We start from the raw sequence: 17,258 nt of genomic DNA, 5'->3' as shown, positions 1-17,258 counted from the left end.
TATTGGCCACAAATCTTATACGGCTGATACCAACAACATTACTGCACCTTAAACCATCATCAGGCAAACTTAAGCTTCTCTTAAGCTTCCCCTCCTAAACTACAAACCAATGAAGTGAATTTGAACTGTTTATATCTTTCCAAGAGATCAGCTCATTTTTGATGGGTTATCGCCTGTTTCAGACATAACTGCTACAGGCTGTTGCTTGGATAGAAGATATTAATCCCGGGAAAGCGAGAGGAAGTAATTTATGAAAAAAGATGCGCAGTATTTTGAAACCGTCATTATCGGCACAGGCTTTTCAGGTTTGCTCGCGGCGATTGGTTTGCAGAAAAAAAACAATCATGATTTTGTCCTGTTAGAGCGAGGTGCCGATATAGGCGGAACCTGGCGAGATAACTCGTACCCGGGAGCCGAGGTAGACATTCCAACCGGTTTGTATTCTATTTCCTTTATTCCGTATAAATTTAAGAAAAGATATTCCCCGCAAAGCGAATTACTCGAATACACCAACTACATTATTGATAAATTTAATATCAGGAAACACACAAAAACCAAGCAATCCGTCACTAAGCTCACCTATAACGACAGTGAATGTTTATGGCAGGTAGAGACAAAGTCAGGCGAACACTATAACGCCCGTTTCATCATAGATACCAGTGGCGTACTGGCGAACCCGAAAACTCCTGACATCAAGGGCGCAGAGTCATTCCAGGGGGAAAAATTCCATACCGCACAGTGGGATCACAGTGTTCCCTATCAAGGAAAACGTGTTGGTATTATTGGCTCCGGCTGCTCGGCGGCCCAGGTCGTGCCTGCCATTGCCGAGCAGGTGGACAAACTCACCGTGTTTATGGGCAAGGCGCAGTGGATCATTCCGCGCTCAGACAGAACTTACAGCGCAGCAGAGCGTTTTATTACCAACTTGCCGGGCATACGCCACCTCAAACGTTTAATGATATTTAGTTATCACGAGATACGCTTTGCTGCATTTCGCCGCTATCCGTTCACCTCAAAAATTACCGGGTTCATAAAATATCTTTATGCGCGAACACTAAGAAAAAATCTCGAAAAATATATCGATGATGAAAAACTGCGCCAGCACATGATGCCCGACTATGAACTGGGCGGCAGACGAGTCATCCCGTCAAACCGCTACCTGCCGGCACTATCCCGGGATAACGTTGATGTAGATATCAGTGGCATAGAGAGCATCACACCTACGGGGATCCGGACAAAAGACGGCCAGGATATCCCCTTGGACATTATCGTTTATGCAACCGGATTTTTTGCCTACTCAGACATGAAAAAGGCGTTAACCTTTGATGTATACGGCAGTGGTGGCCGTCACCTGAACAGTGAATGGGAAAATGAGGCGGTCTCGTATAAGGGCATCACAGTTTCAGGCTACCCCAACTATTTTAAAGTAAACGGCCCCAATACGGGCACCGGCCACAGCTCGCAATTGTGTTATATGGAGGCAATGGTGAACTATACCATTAAAGCGATTTGTGCGGTAAAACGGGATAACACCATCAAGGCCATTGATGTGAGAAGCCATATTCAAAGTGAATACGTGACAAAAATGAAAAACACTATGAAATTAACGGTTTGGCAAAGGAGCAACTGTAGCGCATTTTATAGAAAAAATATGACGGGTGAGGTTACCAGCCTGTCGCCTGAGTCTGTGGTCAACTTCATTTTTTCACGTAAATGGTTTCGTTTGAAAGACTACCATTTATTGAAGTGACCCCATCTCAACGTAGAGACAAGCGCAGGCACAAGTCACCTGCGCCTATATGGCAACCTTGATATGAATGCGCTTAGCTCTAATCCATGTTTTATCAGAGCTAAGCCCATCTTTCATCATACCAACAAGGGCAGATTATAAAACCTGAAGCACCTGCTCCCGGTCTAAACGGGATTTAGGCAGCGGCGCGTTATAATCTTCTTCAGCATGGTGATAACCGATCACTAACGCCACCTCACATTGATAACCGTCAAGCTCTTTGGCAAAAATCTCGCCGACCATTTCACTGTCAACCCCTTCCATCGTCGTTGAGTCGATACCAAGACGTGCCAGCACATGCAGGGTATTGCCCAGCGCCAGATAGGTCTGAGACTTGGTCCAGGCTGCATTACTACCCGCTTCATCGGTATTTAAGTCGGCAAAGGCAAAACCGCCAAACGCCTGCTCGCGATCTTCGGCTTTTATGCGCTTATCGGCAATGCCTTTATCAACCACCCTGGCATAATCTTCGCGGGTATACCTTGGATTATGGGCAAACAAAATCACATGGGAGCCGGCTTTAATATGGGGCTGGTTAAACTGGAATTTATTGGCAAAAGTATCATGCATCCGCTGCTTGGCTTCATCGCTTTCAATCACGATAAATTTCCACGGCTGAGAGTTAATGGAGGATGCAGAAAGCCTGATCGCTTCATAAATTACCTCTAAATCTTCCTGGGATACGCGTTTGGACGGATCATACTTTTTCGTCGTATAACGTTTTTCCAGATCGGCAATAATCGGGTGTGTCATTTTATTCTCCATTCATTTACTTGTTATGCTCTATAAGCCATATAGACAGCCAGGGCAGTCGCTTTTGGCTATTCATTTAACTGCCATTGGCTGTTAGCGCTTTGCAAAATTATCTTATTACGCTGTTAATGGTTACGGCAAAGCCGATAATCAAGGACAGCGATCAGCTTATTTGCAAAAGCGGATACATTTCACCGGTTAATCCCTTTACTTAGCGAGTACTCAGGCAATTTTTGTCATTTCATTTAAGGTAAAGCTTGCAACGGCGCCTTCGGTGGCCGCCATATAATCAGCCAGGTGTTGGTTGTTCATATGTTGCTGCCACAGTTCACGTGTCTGCCAGTTCTCATAGAACATAAAATGCGCCGGATTTTCATTGTCCTGGTGCAAGTCGTAGTTAATGCAGCCCGCTTCGCTGCGGGTGATATCGATAAGTTTTAACAGCTCCGCCTTTACCAGCTCGATTTTGTCCGTTTTGGCTATGATGTTTGCCACTATCGTTAATGTCGTCATGGGGGATTCCTTAAATCAGTTGTTTATCTTGACTGTGCATATCATAGTGATAGTTACCCCTGTTATAAACAGGTCAATCCTTGAATTACTTTCAAATATTTTTTGACAATAAAGCAAAGGCATTAACCGGCTAACCTTATCGCCAACCATTGATTAAGGCTGACGGCTGCTCATAAAACAAAGTTCGGGCTTTCTTCTTTAATTAAAAAACATGATAATTAATATCACACTCTCAAAGGAGATTTGACAATAATGCTGCTCTCAGACTTGGAAATTATTATTAAAACCGCAGAGCTAGGCAGTATTACCGCCGCGGCAACGAATTTAGACATGCAGGTTGCCAGGGCAAGTGCGGCAATCAAAAGAGTTGAAAAACAACTGGGCTTTGAACTGTTTATACGCTCCACCCGCCAATTGCGACTGTCGGTGATGGGAGAAAGGTACCTGCCCCAATGTATTCATGCCCTGGAGATACTTAACAACGCACAACAAAATTTACTGTCAGATCAGGATGAAATAAATGGTGAATTACGCTTAACCACTTCTTCAGATCTGGGGCGCAATTTCATCATGCCCTGGCTGGATGAATTGGCCGGACAACATCCGCAGTTAACCCTTAAATTGATTTTAAATGACCATACCCTGGACTTTTACCGGGACAGCGTCGACGTCGCCCTCAGGTACGGCTCCCCTACCGACTCAAACCTGTACGGCTTTAAAATTTGTGAAGTTCCCCGGGTGCTGTGCGCATCGCCGTCATATGTAAGCGCCCACTCAGCCCCCGAACATCCCAGGGAATTATCTGCCCACAACGGGCTGTTTTATCAATTAAGCGGCATAGTCCACGATACCTGGAAGTTTACCCGCGACAAGCATATTTATACCGCCCGGATGACAGGCAACCGGGTGGCCAATGACGGCGATCTGGTCAGGCGATGGTGTGTGGCCGGTAAAGGACTGGCACTAAAGTCGGCCATCGACATGTCCGAAGATTTGCTGACACAAAAGGTTATTTCGCTGATGCCGCAATACCGGCCAACGCCAACCGAATTGTGGCTGATTTGCCCGAGTAAACAATCCATCAACCCTAAGGTCCGGCTATTAAGAGATCTGGTAACGGATAACTGCCAACAGATACTAAGCAGACTGAAAAAGAAGGGTTTTGTCTGACACTCTATCAATGGCTCATTAAGTGGGCAACCACTGGCAGGCAATTTTTCAACCCATTCATTTTAGTGTATAAAAATTCAGGTATTATGTTCATATCGGGTTCAGAAGTTATTTTTCCTACTCTGCCTTTAGCAGTACCGGGGCACTTCCGGTTGAAACCATGTTCAACTTTAGCGCAGACACCAGGCCGGTAAATGCCAATCATACCAAGGTCAACGGCGCCAGGTTTAAAAACTACACCATGATCTCCACCATCAATAACGGCGCAGGCATTTTTAATTATTCAGGCTTATTTCATTTGATCACAGCCAGGGCGAGCAATCCGGCTTTGTTATCAAGCGTATTTCAATAGATGGCGGCGGCTATGCTCTGGTGCCTGAACCCCAGGTATTAATACGAGTTATTTCTGCCCTGGCCCTTATGCACCTGGCAAATAGAAGCTCAAAAATCAACCAAGATTTAAATATCAACCGGCCTGATAAGCTTTCCCTTATCAGGCCATTTCCCTTAGGTTGATCAGAAAATTATTCATTTTTTGGCGCTGGCGGTGGGCAAATTACCAATACTTAGCCAGGGCGATGGCAGCCAGCAAGCGCTCGATATCACCGGGATATATTTCGCCGATATTACCAATACGGAAACAATCGGCATCTGAAACTTTGCCCGGATAAATGACAAAACCTTTGGCTTTTAGCCGCTGGTAAAACTCCGAAAACTGATAATTGTCACTTTCCGGCGAATAAAACGAGGTAATGATCGGCGAGTGCAACTTGTCGTTTAATAAAGGCTCGAAACCTAACTCACGCATCCCGGCTACCAATAACTGCTGATTTTTCCGGTAGCGCCCCGCCCGCGCAGTTATTCCTCCTTCAAGCTCAAGTTCGGTTAATGCCTGAGCAAATGCCCTGACCACATGGGTCGGTGAAGTAAAACGCCATTTTCCGTTGGCGCTTTCCATGGTATGCCACTGGGCATATAAGTCTAAACTTAACGAACGCGCCTGCCCCCGGCATTGCTGAAGCAGCTCGGTTTTAGCGATCACAAAACCAAACCCAGGCACACCCTGAATACATTTATTGGCGGAGCTGATCATAAAGCCGATATCAAGGGCTGCAAGATCAAACTCGATACCGCCAAAACTCGACATGGCATCGAGAATAAAGACCTTGCGATATTTTTGGCATAACTTCGCCGTCGCCTCAAGCGGGTTAAGCATGCCGGTGGTGGTTTCACAATGCACCATGGCAACATGGCTTATCGCCGGATCCGTAGCCAGGGCATCCTCAATGACTGCCATATCCGGCAATTGCGTTTCACCAAAAGTGAGCACCTGGTGGCTGATATCCAGATACCGGGCCATTTCAGCAATACGCTCGCCATAAGCGCCATTGTTGATCACCAATAGCTTATCTTGTTTACCTATTGCGCTGCCGATCACCGCTTCGACACTGGCGGTGCCGCTGCCCTGCATTAATACGCTGCTGTAGCGATTGCTTTTATCCGGTATATTTCCTGAAACGGCAAGGGTTACCAGGTTTTGGCGAATTTTTTGTACCACCTCAAGGTTATAGTCGTCATCCCAGGTACACCAGTCTTTCAGCATGGCTTGCTTGACGGTATCTGATGTCGTCAACGGCCCCGGAGTTAATAATAAATAATGTTGCATGATCTTTTTCCGATAATTGGTATAGACCAATTATGTTCAAAGTGATGCTATCTTTAAATACCCGCACCACAGTCTTCATCAAATTGTCATATTCGCCTTTTTCTGGGTGGTCCACTTCCTTTAACGGCATAACCAGCTCTCATCAAGCGGTTACTTGTCCGTAGAAATAAAGACAAAGCAATAACTTAAAGACAATCTTTAAGACATAGATGCCATTGTTCATTAAATCATCATATGTTCGTCATTAAGTTCACGTAAATTAACACTGGTCTAGACCAAGAAAGATATTTACTTAATCCAGCATGAGGCAATAAAGTGAAAACGAGAATCAAACAAACACAAGCAAATGGAACCTGCAGCCAAAAGATAAAAAAACAGCTCAGGAGCACGGCGAATACCAGCCTTGGCTTAGGGGCGTATATGCTGCTAACCTCGGCATCGGCTTTAGCCGGCCAACATTCTTTGGTCATAGCTATTGACGGCTTACGCGGCGACGGTATTGAGAATGCCGCCACCCCGAATATCGATAAATTGATCAACGGCACTTGGGCAAGCGGCTACCAGGGGGCTTTTGCCCATTATGCCCAAACCATGACAGATGCCGCCCCCAATAGCGGTCCCAACCATGTTGGTATCATGACCGGCGTCACTTCAACAAAAAGCGGCGTCACCGGCAATTCTGATGTCGGCGGTGGCCGTTACGGCGATTATCCCCATTATCAAACCCTGATTGAAAACCACGCCCCTTCCCTTAATACCGCCTACCTGGTGACCTGGGGTACGGATATGCAAATCACCAACAGCGCCGATGTCAAAATCGACTCTGACGATGCCGGCAATATCAAAAATGCCGTCAACATGCTTAACGGCAGCTACTCCGATGCAAACTGGCCTTTGGGCAGCAGCCCGGATGCCATTTTTTTATTTCTCGATGATGTCGACCATGCCGGTCACAGCTGCTGCTTTAGTGCAGATGATCAGGGTTATACCGATGAAATTACCTCGGTTGACGGACAAATCGGCCAGCTGTTATCCGCCATAAAAAACAGGCCAAGTTTTGCCGACGAGCACTGGCAAATCGTCATCACCTCAGATCACGGCGGACGCGGCTCTTCCCATGGTATTCATGCGGCGGATAACTATACCATTCCTTTTTTAGTGGCGTCCAAAGCCGTAAGTCAGGGTTATTTAGCCGACATTCCCCATAACTATGATGCTGCCCCCACCGCCCTGTCTCATATGGGGGTTGCCGTACCTGAGCATATCGACGGCAAAGTAAGGGGCAGCCAGACCTTAGCCCAGGCGCCGAGGTTGTTACAGCAAGATCTGGTCACCTACCTGCCGTTTGAAGGAGATTACCGGGATCACTCGGGGCAAGATTTACACGCCACAGTCGGCGGCGGCAGTCCGGCGGTTAGCAGCGACGGTAAATTCGGACAGCATCTTGCCATTAACGGCAATGATGAATATTTAACCCTGGGCAAACCCCGAGCACTGGATTTTGACTATGACACCGACTTTACCCTGTTAACCTGGTACCGGGTCAGCGGCGATCAATTCGGCGATCCCGTGATCATCGGTAACAAGAACTGGAACAGCGGCGCTAACCGCGGCACCCTGTTGCTGGCCAATGAAGGCAATGGCGACGATGTCGGTATCAACTTAGCCTCAGACTCAGGGGATCGCAAAGACATAGATCCCATCGATTATACCTTTAACGGCTGGTGGCTGTTGGCGGCAAGCTTTGACCGGGACGGGGTCGCTACCTTATACGCGGGTAGCCCGCAGGGCAGATTACATATCATTGCCGGCGGCATCAAAGATGTCGGCGACTTAACCTCGTCACTTGACTGGAATATCGGCCAGGACGGCACCGGCAGCTACCGCTATAACTTAAAAGCCGATCTCGATGATATGGCGATCTGGCGCCGGGCATTAACCCTGGATGAAATCCGCACTGTCTATAATCAGGGAACCGGCCTTGAAATCAAGCGTATTATCAACAACGACCTGCCGGTTTATTTAAGCTCGGCCTCCGAGCTGGTCGCCAACCGGGATTATAATGTGCTGATCACCGCCAATGCCAAGGGAACAACCTGCGGCTTGGAATGGGATGCAGACTTAATTTTCAACGAGCGCAATGCCAAGTGGGACTGCGCCGGCCGGGCAGATCCCATGATTTTGAAAGTAAATAATGTCCAGCAATTAACCAACGGCAATAAGCAGGTTTTCGCGACCTTGGTAGCCCAAAACGGCAAAGGTGCATTGGAGTGGGACGCCGACCTTATCGGTGGCGAGCGCAATGCCAAATTTGATCAAAATACGGCTGGCGATCCCCTGATCTTAAACCTTAATGGCGATGCCAACAACAGCACCATTACCGTTGAAATAGGCAATGGTGCCTGTGGCCTGGAATGGGACAACGACCTGCTTGGCGGCGAGCGCAACGGCAAGTGGGATTGTACCCCCAAGATGGATCCGCTGAGAATCGAGCTGTTGCCATAAATCACTTTGACATCAAAAGAAAAAGCTCGGCTTTTTTGAGCCGGGCTATCGGCCTGCATCAGGAAAAAACATGATATTATCGCGACCAAGTTCCCCTAAACAGTTCGCCAGTCTCATGCATGAGATATTCAATCATTCGGCCATTTGAAACCGCATCAAACCAAGTTGCCTAAGCTCAAATCAGGGGCGCAAGATCAAGGATAACTTTTGATCCAGCGAGTCCAGTTGATCAATGGCTAAATAATCCCGATACTTTTGCTCAACCGCCAGGCGGCTTTCCCACGGCATAAGTTCAATAACGTCAGTGACAGCATCCAATATTTTCGTTCTTCGCAGACTGTTTTGCTCCAGCAATTCATGTCTTTTTTCAACTTTATCGGCGTGCCAAAAGATTTTCTGTCCTATGGTCACTTGAATAAACTCAGAAAAGGCAAAATGCACCGCATTGAATTTACTTAATATATGCATCTTATAACCGGGCTTTTGCAATAACAGGTTCGGCAACATAATCGCCGTAAATAACTGGTTACCGGTTTTAGCACAACTGATTTTATCATGACAGAGTTTCATTAATGCAAAAAACTCAATTCTCGCCTCATCCCCGTTAATCACTAATCCATACAAGTTTTCTTTGCATGAAGCGAAGAACTTTTTATAGCAAATCCTTAGCATTTCTTTCCTTAATATGTTCAAAGACGGCAGCTTCACTGCCGCAAAACTTAATAAAAGCAACTTTCCTGTGGCTTCATCAAGTTGGTATACCCTTTGGTATGACAATTTGTTAACCCCTTATGGTGTTAATTTGATAATCTAAATTCACATCTTCCCTGATGATCTCCTGCTCCAAATTTGCCTAATAACCGGGAAAACCGGTTTGCCTGCCAGTCCATAGCTTTTATCAGCTTAAGATGATATTTCCGCTCACTGGAGAGAAACACTTAACGAAAGATAAAGTAGAGATCTGCTTCTTATCAGAAAGAAGCCAATATTTGACGATATTCACTATACCTCTTTTTATACCGGGCTTTCAACAGCTTCCGCTAAATACTCTGGATATAGATATCGTTTGTATCTTTAATAACCAAAGTTAAGGTTTTTCCTGCTCTAGCACATGCCTTGGTCCGGCAAACATGAAGTGGCTGCAAGCATATCAGCCACTTCTTTATTGCTATCGCTCCGGGCAGGAATGTTTATCCTTCGCTGCTTTCCAGAAACTCTATTACGGTAGCCATCACATTAGCCACCGCCTTATGGTCATGCCAGTCTACATTTTGCCAGTCAATACCGGTTTCTAATTCGGTGATATTTGAAGTCAGCAAGGTTTTAACGGTTGCCGGCGAGGCGATCGGTTTAAACCTTAATTTTTTACCGCCTGTTTTTTGTGATTTCTTGCCCAGCAGACGCGACTCGATTTCTTCGCTGATCTCTCTTTTATCGGTGACGTTAAGCACAGTTTTATTGTGCTTCGCTTTATATTCGGCTTCTGCCGTCAACACCACTTTTTTCGCCTTAACAAAAGAAGCACTCAATCCGGACTCATAGGCATCAACGACGCAGGGGTAACGGGTTAATACATTATAATTATCAAAAGCCCCCATAGAGATACCAAGGTTTGCCGCCGTTTCTTTAATGGTAAGTTTTTTCTGTCCGGTTTTTAACCGGGCGGTATTGACCATCTCGATTTCGGTGAGCGCATTTAAAAAAGCCAACAATTTACCATATTGCGGCAAATCTTCCCTGCTGGCATTTTCTTGAAATTGCTTCACTTTAGTCAGCAGTGGTTTGCTTTCATAAATTTTAAATTGCGAATTTGAGCCATAACCTTTGGAATAAACCAAAGCAAAAAAGCGTCTGTGTCCGGTTAGTATTTGATATTGTCCGTTTTCCAGCGGATAAATGGTCGGCACCTGGATAATTTCAGAAACCGAAATATTATTGCCCAGCTCCATAATAGATTCTATGGTGTGGTTCGCTTTGTTCCAGTCGCTGCTGCCGTGCTTTAAGCAGTTGATCAAACAAGATTTTCCGATTAAAACATGCCCTTCGGCCTCATAGATATTAACCAATTCTTTTTTCGACAATTTACGGTTGGTAAACAGCTCGGCATGACCGTCATCAATAAAGATACAGGGGAAAAACCGTGCGTTGGTGGGATCCGGTTTTACCGAACTTAAAAATACCGTTTGATAATCGAATGACTCTACATGTAATTTTTCTTGGTTATTTAAACTACTGAGGATCAACTGATCAGATTTGGACACATTCATTCTTTATTTAACCTTCGACACTTTTTCAACCAGGGCAATTTGCCAAAAATTATAACAGATATGAGTGTAAGAAAAATATCATAAAATGTATCGAATCGTGATTACATCAATATTCTCAGGAAAAAAAATGGATCAAAACGATCCTAAAAACGATCCTAAAAACGATCCTTAAGCCCAAACCTGTCATTTTTCACAGTTTCGCAAAAAGCTGACTATGACAAAATGCACATACGGTCTTTAAGATAAAACAAATAAAAAATAGGTGTATGGACTTATGGAAAAAATTTACGATGTTGAGATCATAAAGTGGGCGTTTGAGAAAGGGTACAACCTGGGTCATACGGACATACAGGACGGTATCCATATCAACTTTACCGAGATCCAAAAACATTTTTTGAATGAGTTGGCTGAGTATAAAAACGAAGAAGGCCAGCTGGATTCAAGCGCCATCACGGCATAAAACAACTTGTATTAACACCTGCCGCTAGCGGCATACTTTACAAACGGCTCACCGACGGTGAGCCGTTTTGCTTTCTGCCCCCGCAGATTAAATCAACCTAAGGCCAGTTTCTCCCTGACCTGTGAGGCAATAGCCAGACTGGCGGTGATGCCCGGAGATTCAATACCGAATAACTGGATCAATCCCGGCAAATCATGCGTGCTTTCATCCTGCAGTTCAAAATCTTTAAAGCTCTCTCCCGGTCCCTGTAATTTAGGACGGATACCGCTGTAGGCCGGTTGCAGCCTGTCCGGATCCAGCCTGGGAAAATAACGTTTGATCGCCCGGCAAAACTTTTCTTTTAACTGCGGATCCACCTGGTAATCGAGCTCATCGATATACTGGCTGTCGGGACCAAATTTTAACTGCCCGCCCATATCCAAAGTGGCATGGATCCCCAGCCCTACGGTATTGGCTTCCGGTACCGGATAAATCAACTGCTGAAACGGACTTTTGCCGCTATAAGAAAAATAATGCCCCCGGCACCAGTGTAATGGCGGAATATGATGCCCGGGCAGCCCTTCGATACTCCTGGCCACCTGCTCGCTGTGCAAGCCGGCACAGTTAATTAAATAACGGCACTGTAAGCGGGTAATTTCCCCCTGGCTGTCCAGGGTCACCATAAAGCCGTTATCATTTGGCTGTGCCGACAACATCCGGGTTCTGGCAACAAAAAAAGCGCCATGTTGCTCCGCTTCTGCCAGTAAACTTTGCATATAGGCATGCACATCCAAAATCCCGGTCGACGGCGACAACAAAGCCGCCGAAGCCGATAATTCGGGAGAATGCTGTACCAGTTCCTTACGGCTTTGCCAGCGAAGATCGCTCACGCCATTGGCGTTGGCATTGTCCAGCAATTGTTGTAAATAGGCTTCTTCATCGGCATTTTGCGCCACGATCAGCTTACCCAAAGGATTAAACGGGATATGGCGTTGACGGCAATAATCATACAAGGCTTCTTTACCGGCCACACACAATTTAGCCTTATAGCTGTTTTGCGGATAATAAATGCCGGCATGGATCACTTCACTGTTGCGGCTGCTGGTTTCTTCGCCAAAAACCGCGTTTTTATCTATGATTAAGACATTTTCCTGGTATTTGCTCAATTGCGCGGCGACCGCCAGACCGACAGCCCCCGCACCTATGATAATGGTATCAACTTTGTCCAAGTTCAGGACTCCTTAACTAAGAGCATACAGCCCCGGAAATAAGCAGGGCATCACCCGGATGTTATTCCCTGCTGCTTTTACACATCATATATCCGCTCTCAAACCCGTCCTTACAAATAATGCACAAAAGCTAATATTGCGGACGAGTGTGGGCCGATAAACCAAGCGCCCGATATTATGCGTACATGGCGGTCAATTTTCGAACTTCTTCCGGCGCCCAGTTATTCACCGCATGCGACCAGGCTTTATTATTTAAGATCAAAAAGTCATCCGCCTGCATTTTATAAAGAATATGACAAGTAAACAAGCCGGCGGTTTGCTCGACAGAGCCGCTTTCGGTATCTGCCGGCGCCCAGTCTGAGTCCCCTTCAACATGCAAATAGTCCTGATAATTATCCCCCCTGGCATCTTTGAGTATGCCCAAAGAGCTCAGCAGCTCAAACTGATGTTTGTGAAAGGCATGATCGTGTACCGTAACATTATCCCACAGGGTATACATGTCCTGGCCACTGATCACAGATTTCTCCTTTCTCAGGGGCACGGGCCGAACCACCACTTTACCGGCAGCGGTTTCTTTTAATACCCGGTTTGCAGCATCGCAGCTTGCCAGCACGTCTTTGGCATCGAGGTGTTCGGCGCGTAGCTCATTGATGCTGGCAGGCGAAAGATTTTGCCCGACAATGGCTTTTTCTTTTGCCTTAAGTAAGGAATGATCGGCGTCTTGATCCACCAGACTGAGGATATTTTCTCCGCCGTCAACGGCATTTTGCCGGCAATGCAGGCCAAATAAGTCCAGCGGCGAGCTGCTGTCCCCTTCGGCATGGGGCTGGATAATCTGGAACGGGCCCCGCTCGTTAACGGTTACCGCTACATCATCAACCGCCTCCCTGTCTTCCATCATATGCGCCACCAGCTGCATTTGAATATCGTAGGAGTCTCTTAAGTCATAATGATCCACCAGTTGCCCGAATAAATCACCGGCGCGCTCAAACGCCATGCCGCGGACCAGTACCAGCTGATTTTTTTCTATCGCCGCTTTGATTTTACCGAGATCAAAATCACCGGCTTCAAAGATCTGTAAATGTTGCTCGCTTTCCGCATCCTGGCCGGGCTCAAATACCGGGGTTCCATAAAACTGTTTCATTACCATGTGTCCATGTTCTTGTTATTTTTTACTTCAAATCAGGGCCGTCACTAAAACCTGAATGGTTTCCTTACGCAAAATCACAGATATTGCTTTGCGTTTTAGCCTTAATATATTCAATGGTTTGCCAGAGCCGTACCGGACGATAAACATCCGGTCCGGCTACCGGTTTTCACTCTTTATTACTTTGCGTTATGCCGGGGATCACTCTCTCAGGGTATTGATCACCGGACGGTTAATATAAGCCCTGACCGGCCAATAACAGGCGAACAGGCAAATCCAGGTGATTAAAGACAAGGTTATCACACTGATAAGAATCAGTTGTTCGCCGATATAGGCATTCAGCTCCGCCGAGAAACCTATATACAAACTAAAGAGGATGATCACCGAGGCAATAAAGCCCAGTACCACTGTCATGGTATTTTCACCGATCACCAGGCCAACAATGGCAAAACGTTTCGCACCTAAGGCCATACGTGTGCCCAATTCGAAACGGCGCAGTTGCGTGGTGTAACTTAAAATACCGTAAAGACCGATACTCGCCAGCAAGAAGGTCACCAACGCCAGTGAAGCACTGGTGATCGCCATGGTAAACTGGCTAAAGAGCATGCGCATACGGGTTTGCATTAACGGTTTCATTTCAAATAAAGAGTACTGGCTGCTGATGCCGCGCAGTATCTGCGCCGCCTGTTCACGGTCAAGCTCATAATCGGGGGCCAACTCGATTAAAAAGCTGCCGCCTCTAATCGAGGTATGCTTGAACAGCTGTACTTTAGGTTCGGTGGTACCCGGCATAATAGTGTCGGCGACTACCCCGATCACGGTATAAACAGTATCATCGCCAAAACTCAGGGTTTGACCGACCACTTGCTGCAGATCCGTTGACACTCTTTCGGCAAACGAGGCATTGACCAGCACCACCGGGGTATTATCCAGGATATCTTCCCGGCTAAAGGTATTGCCGTACAAGAGCGGCTGCTCCACCATGCTTAAATATTTATCATCGATATACTTCAGCTCAGGGGTGATTTTTTGTTTTGACCCCTCCATAGTGATCGCCCGGCTGCCCATGTTTCTTAGCGGACTGACAGAGCGGCTGACCCCGCGCACCTGCGGCAATTGTTCAAGCTGCTCGGCAAACTGGCTCATCACCACCGACTTTTCTTCGCTGTCGGCTTTAGTGCCGGTCGTCATAACACTGACATAGACGCGGTTTTCCATGGTAAAACCATAAGGGGCGCTGATCACAGAGTAAGCCTGCTCAATCAGGTTAAAGTTGGCAAAAACCAGGCAGCTGGCAATCGCCACCTGACTGACAATAAGCAGCTGACGGATTGATTTGGCCACCTGGAAACTGGTGCCTTTACCGCTGCTGCGCAGCACTAAATTAAGGGCCTTGTAATTCAGCATATTGTTACTTAAAGCGGTAAAGCCCAAGGCACAAAGCAAGGTTAAGATCACCGCAGACACTAAGGTAAAACCATTGATGCTCAGTTCATGCACCCGCGGCAGAACATCGCTTAAAAAGCTTTGCATAATATCAAAACCGGTATGCGCCACCAGCAGCGCCAACAATAACGCCATCGACAACAGCAGGCTACTTTCGGCAAACAGCATATTAAACAAATGGCTCTTTTTCGCCCCGACAGAGGCACAAATAGCCAGGTCCCGCTGTTTTTGCACCGTGCGCGCCATAAAGAGGTTACTGATGTTGGCAATAGCGATCAATAGCAGCCCGACAACACCGGCAATCAATAACAAAATGGTACGTTCGGTATCCCCTAAAATGGTACTTTTTAAAGACTGCACCGACATATCAATGCGCCAGCCGTTAAAGTATTCGTCGCCGACAACGGCCTGTTGCCAGGTATCATCCATCATCGTCGTTAACGATTGCTCAACCTGGGAAGCCACCAGGCCGGGTTTTAACTTGCCGACCACCAGCATAGGCTCCTGAACCCGGTTCCAGGCCTGGAACGCGCGCTCCGGGGTGGGGTTAAAGTCCCAGGGCAGCCAGACTTGAGTTTTATAACCGACATTATAAATTTCAGGTTCAACAAAGGATTGTGCCAATACACCGACGATACGGAAACTGACATCATTGATGATCAGGCTTTTGCTGAGTACATCGTCGGCCCCCTGAAATTCCTGCTGCCACATCTGATAGCTCAATATTGCCACAGGGTTATGGGTATTTACTTCTTCACTGTCGCTAAAGTGCCGTCCCATGACCAGTTCGCCCTGGAACAAGTCTGCCCATCCCGGGGTGACGAAAGTGGTGTTGACATTTGGCTGGGTCGCCAGCGAGCTGACAATGTTATAGTCGTAATAGAGCAAACCTATCTCGCTGAAAGCTTGCTGCTTTTTATACAGGTGCATCAAACCCGGGTAGTTATAGGCTTTCGCCCATTCCTCACCGCTGTCATTGATCAGCGACTGGTCGACTTTATATAAGCTTTCCTGCTCGGGATACGGCAGCGGATCATTTAACAGCACATTCGCCAAGGTCAGCACACATAACAGCGCGCCTAAGGTGAGCCCCATACTGATGACAACACTTAAAATAAACCCCGGGGTCTTTTTTAAGCCGGCCCAGGCCTGCTTGTATTGATAAAGTATTGTGCTCATACCGCTACCTTTTGCTGTGTCATGTTAGCCGGATTAAAAATAACACCGTCGGACAGTTTTAACTGGGTGCGGGCCATATCGGCATAGCGGGGATCATGGGTCACCATACACAAGGTGGTACCGTTTTTATTCAAGCGCTCCAGCACATCCATCACCATGTCGCCGCTTTTTGAGTCCAGGTTTCCGGTAGGCTCATCTACCAGTAATAAAGCCGGATCGGCCACCAGGGCTCGGGCTATGGCAACCCTTTGTTGCTGACCACCGGAAAGCTGGTTGGGTTTGTGGCTGGCGCGGTGGGTCATGCCCACTTGCTCTAAGCACCAGGTCACACGCTCTTTCATCGCCTGATCGCTTTGCTTTTCTCTGTGATAGCGCAGCGGCAGAGCAACATTATCAAACACCGACAGTTCATCTATCAAGTTAAACGATTGAAATATAAAGCCAATTTTTTCATTTCTGACTTCAGCCGCCTCGTCCAGGCTTAATTGGGAAACATCTCGTCCTTCAACAAAATATTGCCCCGAAGTCGGCATGTCCAATAATCCCAGGATAGAGAGTAGGGTTGATTTACCGCAACCGGATGGACCCGAGATAGAAACATAATCACCTTTGTTGATGGTCAGGTTGATGTCTTTTAATGCATGTGTTTGCAACTCTTCGGTTTCAAACACTTTACTGAGCTGGCTAAGTTTAATAATGGAGTCCATCTCTAACTTCCTTTGGTTATTTTTCATTCTTGTGTTTAACACATTATTTAATTTATTGGCTTGACCAACAAGGCGGTCAAGCGTTGATATTGGCGCCGAGCATAAGTTTGCTCCGCCCCGGACAAGAAACAGAATGTGCTTTTAGTCTTGTCCAATCGTTATCTGTTGTTAGCACCATCCCTTGCTTCCTCTTCTGGCTGTCAACGGCTCATTTTCGGCCTTTTATCTCTGTTACCGCTAACAGTGGCAAAAAACATACCATATTATAATCCCCCTCAAAGCCGCATTCCTCTGCTACTTTTACGGGGTTATCTGCTCCCGGGTCCGATTTCGGAATTTTTTGATTCGTTATCGGACCGGGAAAACAGATGCAGGAAAAGAGCATGTTCTTACAAGCAACAGGGGAAAACCTCCTGTTGCTGACAAGATCACAGGTTCTTTTACCTGC

Annotated in this window: 14 protein-coding genes; 5 read left to right on the top strand and 9 right to left on the bottom strand. The window is 46.7% G+C overall.

The genetic code is table 11. The features are described 5' to 3' along the window. Nucleotides 1–250 precede the first annotated feature (250 nt). A complete protein-coding gene (locus tag SG35_RS30790) occupies nucleotides 251–1,750 on the top strand; it encodes a flavin-containing monooxygenase (protein WP_084692475.1) in 1,500 nt (499 codons plus the stop codon). Nucleotides 1,751–1,885: 135 nt separating this feature from the next. Here the strand turns inward: SG35_RS30790 and SG35_RS30785 are convergent, their stop codons facing one another. Together SG35_RS30785 and SG35_RS30780 are read right to left on the bottom strand one after the other, a co-directional pair. After that, a complete protein-coding gene (locus tag SG35_RS30785) occupies nucleotides 1,886–2,542 on the bottom strand; it encodes an NAD(P)H-dependent oxidoreductase (RefSeq protein ID WP_044830996.1) in 657 nt (218 codons plus the stop codon). 222 nt (nucleotides 2,543–2,764) lie between these two features. Then, nucleotides 2,765–3,055: a putative quinol monooxygenase gene (locus tag SG35_RS30780; protein WP_044830995.1), complete on the bottom strand. Its 291-nt coding sequence runs from the start codon at nucleotides 3,053–3,055 to the stop codon at nucleotides 2,765–2,767. Between the two features lie 252 nt (nucleotides 3,056–3,307). Between SG35_RS30780 and SG35_RS30775 the strand changes: the two genes are divergently transcribed. Continuing rightward, a complete protein-coding gene (locus SG35_RS30775) occupies nucleotides 3,308–4,225 on the top strand; it encodes a LysR family transcriptional regulator (protein ID WP_044830994.1) in 918 nt (305 codons plus the stop codon). A gap of 160 nt (nucleotides 4,226–4,385) precedes the next feature. Further along, complete coding sequence (locus SG35_RS30770) at nucleotides 4,386–4,577, top strand: hypothetical protein (RefSeq protein WP_044830993.1); 192 nt, start codon at nucleotides 4,386–4,388, stop codon at nucleotides 4,575–4,577. Nucleotides 4,578–4,781: 204 nt separating this feature from the next. Here SG35_RS30770 and phnW read toward each other — a convergent pair whose 3' ends face one another. Continuing rightward, nucleotides 4,782–5,894 (bottom strand): 2-aminoethylphosphonate--pyruvate transaminase, encoded by a 1,113-nt coding sequence (gene phnW, locus SG35_RS30765; RefSeq protein WP_162484987.1) that lies wholly within the window; start codon nucleotides 5,892–5,894, stop codon nucleotides 4,782–4,784. Nucleotides 5,895–6,206: 312 nt separating this feature from the next. Between phnW and SG35_RS30760 the strand changes: the two genes are divergently transcribed. Then, nucleotides 6,207–8,396 carry an alkaline phosphatase family protein gene (locus tag SG35_RS30760; protein WP_152646469.1) on the top strand — a complete coding sequence of 730 codons (2,190 nt, stop codon included), beginning with the start codon at nucleotides 6,207–6,209 and terminating at the stop codon, nucleotides 8,394–8,396. Nucleotides 8,397–8,576: 180 nt separating this feature from the next. On the opposite strand, the gene SG35_RS30755 is transcribed toward SG35_RS30760, so the two are convergent. Together SG35_RS30755 and SG35_RS30750 are read right to left on the bottom strand one after the other, a co-directional pair. Further along, the gene (locus tag SG35_RS30755; protein ID WP_152646468.1) at nucleotides 8,577–8,966 is read right to left on the bottom strand and encodes a hypothetical protein; all 390 of its coding nucleotides are present in this window, start codon (nucleotides 8,964–8,966) and stop codon (nucleotides 8,577–8,579) included. A gap of 620 nt (nucleotides 8,967–9,586) precedes the next feature. Beyond that, a complete protein-coding gene (locus SG35_RS30750) occupies nucleotides 9,587–10,663 on the bottom strand; it encodes a hypothetical protein (protein ID WP_044830989.1) in 1,077 nt (358 codons plus the stop codon). A gap of 274 nt (nucleotides 10,664–10,937) precedes the next feature. On the opposite strand from SG35_RS30750, the gene SG35_RS30745 reads away from it, so the two are divergent. Beyond that, a complete protein-coding gene (locus tag SG35_RS30745; protein WP_044830988.1) occupies nucleotides 10,938–11,123 on the top strand; it encodes a hypothetical protein in 186 nt (61 codons plus the stop codon). A 92-nt stretch (nucleotides 11,124–11,215) separates the two neighbouring features. Here SG35_RS30745 and SG35_RS30740 read toward each other — a convergent pair whose 3' ends face one another. The 4 genes from SG35_RS30740 to SG35_RS30725 form a co-directional block, all read right to left on the bottom strand. Further along, nucleotides 11,216–12,331: an NAD(P)/FAD-dependent oxidoreductase gene (locus SG35_RS30740; RefSeq protein ID WP_044830987.1), complete on the bottom strand. Its 1,116-nt coding sequence runs from the start codon at nucleotides 12,329–12,331 to the stop codon at nucleotides 11,216–11,218. A gap of 175 nt (nucleotides 12,332–12,506) precedes the next feature. After that, complete coding sequence (locus SG35_RS30735) at nucleotides 12,507–13,475, bottom strand: hypothetical protein (protein WP_152646467.1); 969 nt, start codon at nucleotides 13,473–13,475, stop codon at nucleotides 12,507–12,509. Between the two features lie 204 nt (nucleotides 13,476–13,679). Further along, nucleotides 13,680–16,103 carry an ABC transporter permease gene (locus SG35_RS30730; protein ID WP_274055508.1) on the bottom strand — a complete coding sequence of 808 codons (2,424 nt, stop codon included), beginning with the start codon at nucleotides 16,101–16,103 and terminating at the stop codon, nucleotides 13,680–13,682. Further along, nucleotides 16,100–16,810 carry an ABC transporter ATP-binding protein gene (locus tag SG35_RS30725; RefSeq protein ID WP_044833302.1) on the bottom strand — a complete coding sequence of 237 codons (711 nt, stop codon included), beginning with the start codon at nucleotides 16,808–16,810 and terminating at the stop codon, nucleotides 16,100–16,102. Before SG35_RS30725 ends, SG35_RS30730 begins: the two co-directional genes overlap by 4 nt. Between the last annotated feature and the right edge of the window lie 448 nt (nucleotides 16,811–17,258).

Source organism: Thalassomonas actiniarum (assembly GCF_000948975.2).
Taxonomy (GTDB): Bacteria; Pseudomonadota; Gammaproteobacteria; order Enterobacterales; family Alteromonadaceae; genus Thalassomonas; species Thalassomonas actiniarum.
The sequence above is the reverse complement of the archived record's forward strand: the minus strand, read 5'-3'. Positions and strand labels throughout refer to the sequence as shown.

Coding starts and splice junctions, on each gene's coding strand:
- SG35_RS30735 (WP_152646467.1), bottom strand. CDS start 13,475: ATGAAACAGTTTTATGGAACCCCGGTATTTGAGCCCGGCCAGGATGCG.
- SG35_RS30775 (WP_044830994.1), top strand. CDS start 3,308: ATGCTGCTCTCAGACTTGGAAATTATTATTAAAACCGCAGAGCTAGGC.
- SG35_RS30785 (WP_044830996.1), bottom strand. CDS start 2,542: ATGACACACCCGATTATTGCCGATCTGGAAAAACGTTATACGACGAAA.
- SG35_RS30755 (WP_152646468.1), bottom strand. CDS start 8,966: ATGAAACTCTGTCATGATAAAATCAGTTGTGCTAAAACCGGTAACCAG.
- SG35_RS30780 (WP_044830995.1), bottom strand. CDS start 3,055: ATGACGACATTAACGATAGTGGCAAACATCATAGCCAAAACGGACAAA.
- SG35_RS30770 (WP_044830993.1), top strand. CDS start 4,386: ATGTTCAACTTTAGCGCAGACACCAGGCCGGTAAATGCCAATCATACC.
- SG35_RS30745 (WP_044830988.1), top strand. CDS start 10,938: ATGGAAAAAATTTACGATGTTGAGATCATAAAGTGGGCGTTTGAGAAA.
- SG35_RS30790 (WP_084692475.1), top strand. CDS start 251: ATGAAAAAAGATGCGCAGTATTTTGAAACCGTCATTATCGGCACAGGC.
- SG35_RS30750 (WP_044830989.1), bottom strand. CDS start 10,663: ATGAATGTGTCCAAATCTGATCAGTTGATCCTCAGTAGTTTAAATAAC.
- SG35_RS30725 (WP_044833302.1), bottom strand. CDS start 16,810: ATGGACTCCATTATTAAACTTAGCCAGCTCAGTAAAGTGTTTGAAACC.
- SG35_RS30730 (WP_274055508.1), bottom strand. CDS start 16,103: ATGAGCACAATACTTTATCAATACAAGCAGGCCTGGGCCGGCTTAAAA.